The organism is Caballeronia sp. M23-90 (assembly GCF_053574605.1).
This window is the reverse complement of sequence record NZ_JBSIPA010001087.1, coordinates 1-248: the sequence shown is the minus strand read 5'-3', so window position 1 is coordinate 248 and position 248 is coordinate 1. Positions and strand designations below refer to the sequence as shown.

Below are 248 nucleotides of genomic sequence, written 5' to 3'. Positions count from 1 at the left end.
GTGAAATCCAGACGTCCGTCCTTTACCAGCACCCGCTTGCCCGAACCAAGCCCGATTTTCGATCGATCGATATGCTTGAGCCATGCATGACCGTGCCGGTCCGCAAAGAAGAAGAAGAGACGCTTGACCTTCACGCTTTGGCATCGATCAAGTAGCGCTTGCAGCCGTCGTGGAGCAAGATTGCTTAATCCTTCCATCAGCATGTCTGTCTGATGAAAACTTTCGTGGCCAGGCAGTTCATCGAGAAG

Annotated in this window: 1 protein-coding gene; it reads right to left on the bottom strand. The window is 52.4% G+C overall.

All coding sequences use genetic code 11. The features are described from left to right. Positions 1 to 236, bottom strand: a 236-nt coding sequence (locus ACRXB1_RS37915) for a type IV toxin-antitoxin system AbiEi family antitoxin domain-containing protein (protein WP_449494998.1), incomplete at its 3' end; no start/stop codon positions are given. Between the last annotated feature and the right edge of the window lie 12 nt (positions 237 to 248).